An 8,242-nucleotide genomic window follows, 5' to 3' on the forward strand; every position below is an offset into this window, starting at 1 on the left:
GAAAATGGCCAACGACCTGTTTTTCCTGTACGACGAGACCGAGGAGACCAAGACCCGGTTCGTCAGCTTTATGGGCGAAGCGACGCGCTTTGATCTGGCAATTACGACCACCAACCGCTTTTACGGCAAAAAACTGGTGATCAACATTCAGAACGGCCGCTCCGCCATCATCGGCGACGACGATCTGAAAGAGGAAGGCTACCTCGAGTACGCCTTCAACCTGAACGATAAGGAAGCGGAAGAACTGCGCTCGTTTTTGCACACCGTCATTCCCTGATCCGGGACATGACAGACAAGGGACGGCCTGACCAACAGGCGCGTCCCTTTTTCACTGCGTGCACCTTGTCCTTTAACCGATCCGGTACACCCGCCCATTTCCCTCTGGACAACGCGCCACCCGGGCAGACGTCTCGTATACTGCAACATCAAAACAGACAATATGAGAGGAGTGCCACATCGCGCGATGCAACCGTATCCTTCTGCTCAATCAGTCAATTTTCCGTACGAGTCACGCAGCCAAGTACACCACAGGGAAGATCTCGCCGCTCCGGTGTTCTGGCGGCGGCGGAGACGGCATCCCCATTTTGATGTCATCATTCCCTTTGTCTTCCCGTTCGGTGGCTTCTACCCGTATTATTATCCCTTCTACCCGCCGTATCCTTACCCATTCTACCCGTTTTATCCGTTTTAGGCTGCCGAACGGTACCTACAGCGTGACGGCATGCCACAGAGCCAAAGGCATCGATCCGCGCTCAACGGACGGTGCCTTGTTCCGTTTTTACGTGGCAGCTGTCGCCTGGCTGGCCGTCAAGAGAGCGAGCGGAAACCAATTCACAGGACACCACTGACTACATACTGACAGCCCGATCCATTGGATTCGGGCTGTTTTATCGATCAACTGTCAATGGTTTTTTACGATTCACGTTTTGGCGGGGTGGGACCTGCGGTGATCTTGTCCCGTTCGCGGTTGGCTCGCGGCGCATGTTGGCGGCGTTCTTTTCCGCTGTCGCGTCCGCCTTTTTCCCCCTTGGCCAACTTGCTCTTGTTGTCTCCCCGCTCATGGCGGCCGCTGCGCTCACCGGACGAGCCGCTCCGCTCGGTTCGCTCCTGTCTGCCGTGGCGCGGGTGAAAACGGCGGCGTTCCTTTCGTTCGATATACAGGGATGGTTCGTCCCTGTCCGATTCCTTGCGCTGTTCGGTATCCGTCCCCTCTGCTCCGTCTGCTGCTTCCTGCCCATGCTGGTCTGGCGAGGCCGGTTTTACCTTTTTCAGCACAAAATAGGGACAGCCAAAGTTGCAAAATTCGTGCAGGTACTCATCCAACGCGGCGATTCGCTGCTCGAACGGCACTTTGCGGTTGCTGTTGTCGTAAAACCCGCGCAGGCGCAACTGGCCGTAACCCCAATCCCCAACGATGTAATCGTACTTGTCGAGAATGTCACTGTAGCGTTCCTTGAACGCTTCCGGGTTCCACCCGTCGCGATTTTCCTCCATGACCTCGTACGTACCGGCTGGCGTGCGAATCAAGACCGCTTCCTCCTTACACTTTGCATACTACGTCCATCTTATCACATTTTTCGCAGAGGGAGTTAAATTTCCCACGAAAACTCCCCATCCGCGGGGGACACCCTAGCTGTAGGGGGTGGAACCATTGAAAAAAACATGGCTGTTTCCTGTTCTCGCAGGTCTTGCTTTGGTCGCGTCCGCTTGTACGCCAAATGCCGCTCCGAATGACCGTCATCCGGGCACAACGGTTCAACAAGCCGTTCCGCGCATGCATATGGACGGTATCGGCATGCGGAACAACGACGGCATAGGCGCCCGTCCTTTCGACGTTCTCGGTACGCGTCCCTTTGACGGCATGGGTATGCGCGACTACGATCTGGGCGTGAGAAACACACCGTACGGCACTGACTACATGAACAACAACTACAACGCGTACACCAGCGGCGCCCGCTCGTACAATGCCTTTACGGACGACGGACGGCGCCCGTTTGACGGTGTAGGCACTCCGTCGATTTATCGTGACCGCAGCCGCGTAGGCACGATGGCGACGACCATGCCGCGAATGGGCTTTGCCCAAATCGACCGGAAGCACGTCCGTACGGCCGGAGTGAATAATGTCTATGTCGACCGGGAGGCGCTGGCCCGCGCCGTGGGCAACGTGACTGCCAGCTGCCCGGGCGTGAACCGCTCCACCGTTCTCGTCACAGACGAGGAGATTTTCGTCGGCCTCAACACCCAGGGCGGGGACAACCGCGTGACCAAGGAACAGGCACGCATGGGCGCTCAGTCGATTGCACCTCGCTACTACAAGGTGTATGTGACCGACAACGCAAACGACATCGCCGAAATCGCCCGCATCGCCAGCCGCGCAAACAACGTCACGATGGGACGACACGCCGATGAACAGCGCAGCGTGGATGCCCTGATCAAGCGACTGGGCGGCAAGGTGGACGGCGAAGAAATGAAGACCAAAGGCTCCAAAATGACCACAACCACCCGCTAACGGCAACAAACCCCTATGACTGCCATAGGGGTTTGCTTTTTTGTCTACTTTGCCTGTGCGATCGATTCCTTGGCGGCGTTTGCCTGTTCGTGGGCGTGGTACGAGCTGCGCACCAGCGGACCTGCCTCCACGTGGCTGAAGCCGCGCTTCATGCCTTCTTCCCTGAGGCGGGCAAACTCGTCGGGGTGGTAGTACTTTTCTACGGGCAGGTGTTTTTTGGTCGGCTGCAGGTACTGGCCGATGGTCATGATGTTGACATCGACCGCACGCAGATCGTCCATGGTTTCCAAAATCTCCTCGAACGTTTCACCTACCCCGATCATCAGGCTGGACTTGGTCGGGATGTCCGGCTGGAATTCCTTGGACTTTTTCAGCAGTTCCAGCGTCCGGTCGTACTTGGCGCGGGCCCGCACCCGGTCGGAGAGGCGGCGCACCGCTTCGATGTTGTGGTTAAGCACGTCAGGACGGGCATCCATGACCACTTTGAGCGCATCCCAGTTGCCCATGAAGTCGGGGATCAGCACCTCCACGGAGGCGAGCGGCAGACGGCGGCGTATCGCCTTGATCGTCTCTGCGAAGATCAGCGCCCCGCCGTCCGCCAGGTCATCGCGGGCAACCGAGGTGACGACGACGTGTTTCAGCCCCATCTGTTCCGCCGCTTCCGCCACGCGTTCCGGCTCGGCTCGGTCCAGTTCAGTCGGCAGGCCGGTCTTCACGGCGCAAAAACGACAGGCCCGGGTACATATATCACCCAAAATCATGAAGGTGGCCGTACGATTGGCCCAGCACTCATGAATGTTGGGACACTTTGCTTCCTCGCATACGGTATGCAGCGTCTTGCTGCGCATGGTCTGCTTCAGTTCCTTGAAGTTGGCCAGTTCTTTTCCTGATACAAGGTTGATCTTGAGCCACTCCGGTTTGCGTAGCGTCATTGGGCTCACTCCTCATTGGACTTGGTCACCCTCCATTATAGAGGAATGCCTTTGGGGGGACAATATCCGCTCCCGTTTCGGGTGTATGTATGCCCGCCACACTCGCGACCTAGCGAAGCCCGCCGGGAAAATCCACATACCCAGTCGGTGAAATCCGCGGGACCTGTCCGTGAAATGGTCGCGTTACAGCCGGTGCACCTTGTGCCGGTCCGATCCCCGCAGGTACGGTTCCAACAGCGTGAGCTCCCGCTGCTGGCAGGTGAACAGGAACACCTGGTGCTCTTCGCTCAACTCCGCCACATAGGCCAGCGTCCGCTCCAGCCGCTCCTGATCGTAGTGGGCAAAATGGTCGTCGAGAAACAGCGGCAATGGCTCCGTCTGCCGACTGACCAGACGCAGCAGCGCCACCCGCTGTGCAAAGTGGAGCTGATCCTGCGTGCCCAGGGAACACTGTTCCTGCTCCACGACCCGCTGCCGGACGGGTTCCAGCAGCCGGACCGCAAACCGTTCGCGCGGGTCCAGCCGCACGTCCCGGTACTTGCCGCCCGTGATCCGGGCCATCACATCGGAAGCCAGTCCGTTCAACACAGGGGAGACGTCCCGATTCCATTCCGCCAAAGCCTCCCGCAGCGTGTCACGGGCCAACTGCAGCGCTTCCCTTCTCATCTGCAGGCTGCGCAGGGCGGCGATGGCGTCCTCGTATTCACTGCGTGCCCGCGCAACCGATACGGAATCATGGCTCCCCATCTCGCCCGATGCCCGGGCGATTTGCTCACGCAGTTCCTGCAGCCGCTCTTCCGTCTCCTTCAAGGACTGTACGAGGCCATCCCGTTCCCGGTCCCGTTCCGCTTTTTCCGCTTCCAATATGGAGCGCAGCTCATCCCCCCAGCGGGCGAGCAGCCGCGCTTCTTCCTCGCGCCGCTTCCACTCCTCCGTCTGCCTGTCCGCTTCCCGCTGCCGGCTCATGTTCAGCAGCGCTTCCCGAAGCTGGAGAAACGCGACCCAATCAGCCGCGTTCCATGCCTGATAAATCTCGCGAAGTGTTGCTTCCAGGCGGTCCGCCTCCTGCTGCAAGCGCCGCCACTCCTCGATGACGGCCGGCACGTGCTGGTTTCCGCGTGCACGTCTGCGCCTCAATGTACCGACCGCAGCCAAGAGGACTGCCAGTACGCCGGCAATCCAGCCATACGTTCCTTTCCCCGCCAGGAAAGCACCTGCCGCTGCCGCCAACAGCAGGCCGCTTCCCGCCCGCAACAACCGATCTGAAGAAAATTTTCCCGTCGCTTTTTGCCGCGGCCGCTCCGTTCCGACGATGGCGGATGCGGCCAGGCGGTTCACCTGTTCCCGGCAGGTTTCCCACGCCTTGCGCAATTCGAGGGCCCGCTGGTAGTCGGCTTCCAGCCGTTCCCGTTCCGTTTCCGATCCCGTATCGGCATCAGAGGCAAATCGGGCGGCCAGCGCAGCCAACAGCTCCCGCGTTTCCCGGTGCAGACGGCGCTCTTCCGCGGTGACGGCATTTTCTTCCCACGCTTCCCACTGTTCAGGAGAAGGAGCAATGTAGCTTTGGCGCCAGCGCGCCTGCCATTCCGCCTCTGCCTCCTGCACCCTGTGCAGGCGCTGCCGCAGCTTTTCCCGCGTCCGCTCCCGTTCTTGCCGCTCCGCTTCCCAATCCGCGATCTGCCGGGCCAGCCTGCTAGCAGCAGCCCACCCCGCTTCCGCTTCGGCCAGGGCACGCTCTTTTTGTGCGACGCGCGCACCTGCTTTTCCCAGGAGCGTATTGTCCGCCCGCTCCTTTTTCCCGATCGCCGCCAGTTCCCGCTCCAGTTCCGCCAGGACCCGATTGACCGCCGGGTCGGCTTCGTCCGTCCCCAGCGATGGCAGCAGGTGCTCAGCCGCCGCCATCTGTTCCCGCCTGATCCAGGTGACATCGGTAAACAGGCTGCGCGTCAACCCGAGGTGCAGCTCGAGAAAATTGCGCTCCTTTCGCCGGTCTTCCTGGTACAGGCTGGTTACCTCCGACCAGTCCGGATTGAGAAACAGCCGCGCCTGCTCCCGCTCCTTTTCCAACCAGCGGTGCAGCCGGTATGATTTGCCCGCCACTTCGTACTGGACGATGGTCTCGTACGTCCCGCCATCCCAGGGCAGGTACTTCTCGTACTCCGGCAGGTAGCGGGCCGTCCGGACGTAGTCTTTTTTCATCCCGTACAGCGCGGCAAACAGCCCCTCCAGCAGGGTGGATTTGCCCGCTTCGTTGGGGGCGCAAAACAGGTTGATCCCTGGAGCAAAGCGAAAGACCGCGTCACGCCACTTGCCAAATCCCCGCAGCTGCAGTTCGTCGATTTTCACCGCAAGATCCCCCCGATCCGCGCCAGCGCTTCCCGGCGAGCCATCCTGGCGATGTCACGCTGCCACTCGTCGGCACCTTCCGCCTCTGCTTCCGCCAGCTTGGACAGCCATCTGCCCCAGACACCGGATTGTGCTTGCAGCTGGTCAGCGTCCAGATCGGGCCAGGTGCGATCCGTGCACTGCACGTAAAAGAAGCGGGACAGCCGCTGCTCCACCACTTCCACCGGCGGGGTGAAATGGGCGGACCTCTCCCCTGTCAGGGTCAAATACAGCAGACAGTCGTCCTCCTCGTCGGCCAGCTCCCGCTCCAGCACATTGACGAGCTGTTCCGTCGTCTCCGCCCCCGCAACGTCCACCTCCCGCCTGGAGATGATGCGGCTTTGCACCGGCACGTGCTCCAGCCGGAGGCGTCCGTCTTTCTCCAACTCGCCGTACATGACAAAACGCTCCCCCGCTTCTTTGGCGGAGAGCCCTTCCGGCGAACCGGGATAGGCGGCAAACGGCGTCTGGCTGACCGGGTGGAGAAACACGGCCGGCTTGTGGATGTGGCCCAGCGCGATGTAGTCCATGCCTGCTGCAGCCATTTCTTCCAGCGTCATCGGCGCGTACGGATGGTGCCCGTCCGCCCCGCCGTTAACCACGCTGCCATGCAGCACCATCAGGTGGTGCCGATACCCGTGCAGCCGGCCGGGAAAGGCGGGCAGCGGCGATTCGTACACGTGCGGCTGGGGGAAACCCCATCCGTAGACGACGCATGATTTGTCCGGGAATTCGTACGCCCCCCATTCCGGTGTAAACCAGAAAACATTGCCCGGCCACTCCAGCGTCTGGTAATAGGAGTCGGGATGCCACGGATCGTGATTGCCCGGCGCGATGCAGACCGGCACCGGCGCCACGCTGGCAAACAAATCGCGCAAAAAAAGCGCGGTGGAGCGCCTCCCTCCGTGGTATTCCAGCAGGTCTCCGGCGATCAGCCAGAAATCGGCCTGCTTGTCCAGCACCAGGTCGCGGATGGTGCGCATCGTCCGGCGAAAGTCCTCCTGCCTGAGCTCGTACAGGGCGGACAATGTCTGAAGCGGCGCATCCAAATGGACGTCCGCGGTATGGATAAACCTCAGCATGTGAACCTCCCCGACATGACAGCGCCCCGCTGCCGTGTTACACTTTGGTCAACGGTTGTATCGTCACGCGAACATATTTTCTCTTTCATGATACAGGAAGCAACAACCGATTGAAAAGGAGCGATTGCGATGCGAATAGCGTACCTGGACTGTTTTTCCGGGCTCAGCGGCGACATGATGCTGGCCGCGCTGGTCGACGCGGGGGCAGACCGCGATCGAATCGAACAGGAATTGCGCAAACTGCCGCTGGGACCGTTTCGACTGGAGTGGAAAACCGTCGTCAAAAAAGGCGTCAGCGCACTAAAACTGGACGTTGTCGATGAGGAACAGGAACGCGCCCGCGGGCTGAAGACGCTGCCCGTCTTGGCCGGAAGCCATCACGCACAAGGTGAGCACAGTCATGAGCATCAGCACCACCACGGCCACGGTCACGGGCATCACCATCACGGCCACCACCATCACGATCACAGTCACGAGCATCGCGGCCACGATCACCATCACCACGACCACAACCACCATCACCGCCGCTACAAGGAGATCGCAGAGATAATTGAAGCAGCCGATTTGGCACCGCGGGTCGCCGCCCGGGCTCAGGCCGTGTTTGAAAAAATCGCGGTCGCCGAGGCAAAAATCCACAACGTCCCTGTGGAAACCGTCCACTTTCACGAAGTGGGGGCACTTGATTCGATCGTGGACATTGTCGGGATCGCCCTGGCCCTGGAAGACCTGGAGATCGACCGGTTGTACGCCGGTCCCGTCCCCACCGGAAACGGCTATGTCCGCTGCGACCACGGACTCTATCCGGTCCCCGCTCCGGCGACGATGGAACTGCTCAAAGGCATTCCCTTGCGCCAAACCGACATCCAAAAGGAGCTGACCACTCCCACAGGGGCAGGCGTCGCGGCAGCCCTGGTCCGCCAATTTGGGCCGCTGCCGGCGATGACCGTGGAAGCGATCGGCTACGGGGCGGGCACGCGCGATCTGCCCGACCAGCCCAACGTCCTGCGCGTCCTGATCGGCCATCCCTGCTGAGCAAAAAAACAGCCTTGCCCGCTTGTCAGCGGACAAGGCTGTCGCAGACTGAAGACAAACTGTTTGTTTATTGAGTGTCCACATGGAAACGATCTTCCATCTTTTCCAGGCCGAAAGGCCTGCACATTGATCAACCGAAGGTGGAGAAAAAGGACATGGCATGGAGTGATGGGCCAAGCGAGCTCCTTTGACGACCTGCTCAGCGGAAAAACGCTAGACGCGGGGTATACAGGGGGCACAAGTCTCACTTCATTGAAATACCCAGATGTTTGCCCCCTGCCCGCGTCGCGTTTTGAAGCGGA

Annotated in this window: 7 protein-coding genes; 3 read left to right on the forward strand and 4 right to left on the reverse strand. The window is 60.3% G+C overall.

Annotated features, from left to right (window positions below):
- The first annotated feature begins 4 nt into the window (after positions 1-4).
- A complete protein-coding gene (locus KDN35_RS04035; RefSeq protein WP_212132138.1) occupies positions 5-277 on the forward strand; it encodes a DUF3055 domain-containing protein in 273 nt (90 codons plus the stop codon).
- Between the two features lie 635 nt (positions 278-912).
- On the opposite strand, the gene KDN35_RS04040 is transcribed toward KDN35_RS04035, so the two are convergent.
- A complete protein-coding gene (locus KDN35_RS04040) occupies positions 913-1,527 on the reverse strand; it encodes a YutD family protein (protein WP_249178895.1) in 615 nt (204 codons plus the stop codon).
- A gap of 115 nt (positions 1,528-1,642) precedes the next feature.
- On the opposite strand from KDN35_RS04040, the gene KDN35_RS04045 reads away from it, so the two are divergent.
- Positions 1,643-2,509 carry a YhcN/YlaJ family sporulation lipoprotein gene (locus tag KDN35_RS04045; protein WP_349290951.1) on the forward strand — a complete coding sequence of 289 codons (867 nt, stop codon included), beginning with the start codon at positions 1,643-1,645 and terminating at the stop codon, positions 2,507-2,509.
- Between the two features lie 44 nt (positions 2,510-2,553).
- Here the strand turns inward: KDN35_RS04045 and lipA are convergent, their stop codons facing one another.
- From lipA to KDN35_RS04060, 3 genes are all read right to left on the reverse strand, one after another.
- Positions 2,554-3,441 (reverse strand): lipoyl synthase, encoded by an 888-nt coding sequence (gene lipA / locus KDN35_RS04050; protein WP_171566911.1) that lies wholly within the window; start codon positions 3,439-3,441, stop codon positions 2,554-2,556.
- A 183-nt stretch (positions 3,442-3,624) separates the two neighbouring features.
- Complete coding sequence (locus KDN35_RS04055; RefSeq protein WP_212132139.1) at positions 3,625-5,787, reverse strand: ATP-binding protein; 2,163 nt, start codon at positions 5,785-5,787, stop codon at positions 3,625-3,627.
- Positions 5,784-6,908 (reverse strand): metallophosphoesterase family protein, encoded by a 1,125-nt coding sequence (locus KDN35_RS04060; RefSeq protein ID WP_171566909.1) that lies wholly within the window; start codon positions 6,906-6,908, stop codon positions 5,784-5,786. The genes KDN35_RS04055 and KDN35_RS04060 overlap by 4 nt, the downstream gene beginning before the upstream one ends.
- Before the next feature lie 129 nt (positions 6,909-7,037).
- Between KDN35_RS04060 and larC the strand changes: the two genes are divergently transcribed.
- The gene (gene larC / locus KDN35_RS04065) at positions 7,038-7,940 is read left to right on the forward strand and encodes a nickel pincer cofactor biosynthesis protein LarC (RefSeq protein WP_212132140.1); all 903 of its coding nucleotides are present in this window, start codon (positions 7,038-7,040) and stop codon (positions 7,938-7,940) included.
- Positions 7,941-8,242: the final 302 nt, after the last annotated feature.

This window comes from Brevibacillus sp. NL20B1 (genome assembly GCF_018195675.1).
In the GTDB taxonomy this organism is placed as follows: Bacteria; Bacillota; Bacilli; order Brevibacillales; family Brevibacillaceae; genus Brevibacillus; species Brevibacillus aydinogluensis.

Coding starts and splice junctions, on each gene's coding strand:
- larC (WP_212132140.1), top strand. CDS start 7,038: ATGCGAATAGCGTACCTGGACTGTTTTTCCGGGCTCAGCGGCGACATG.
- KDN35_RS04035 (WP_212132138.1), top strand. CDS start 5: ATGGCCAACGACCTGTTTTTCCTGTACGACGAGACCGAGGAGACCAAG.
- KDN35_RS04060 (WP_171566909.1), bottom strand. CDS start 6,908: ATGCTGAGGTTTATCCATACCGCGGACGTCCATTTGGATGCGCCGCTT.
- lipA (WP_171566911.1), bottom strand. CDS start 3,441: ATGACGCTACGCAAACCGGAGTGGCTCAAGATCAACCTTGTATCAGGA.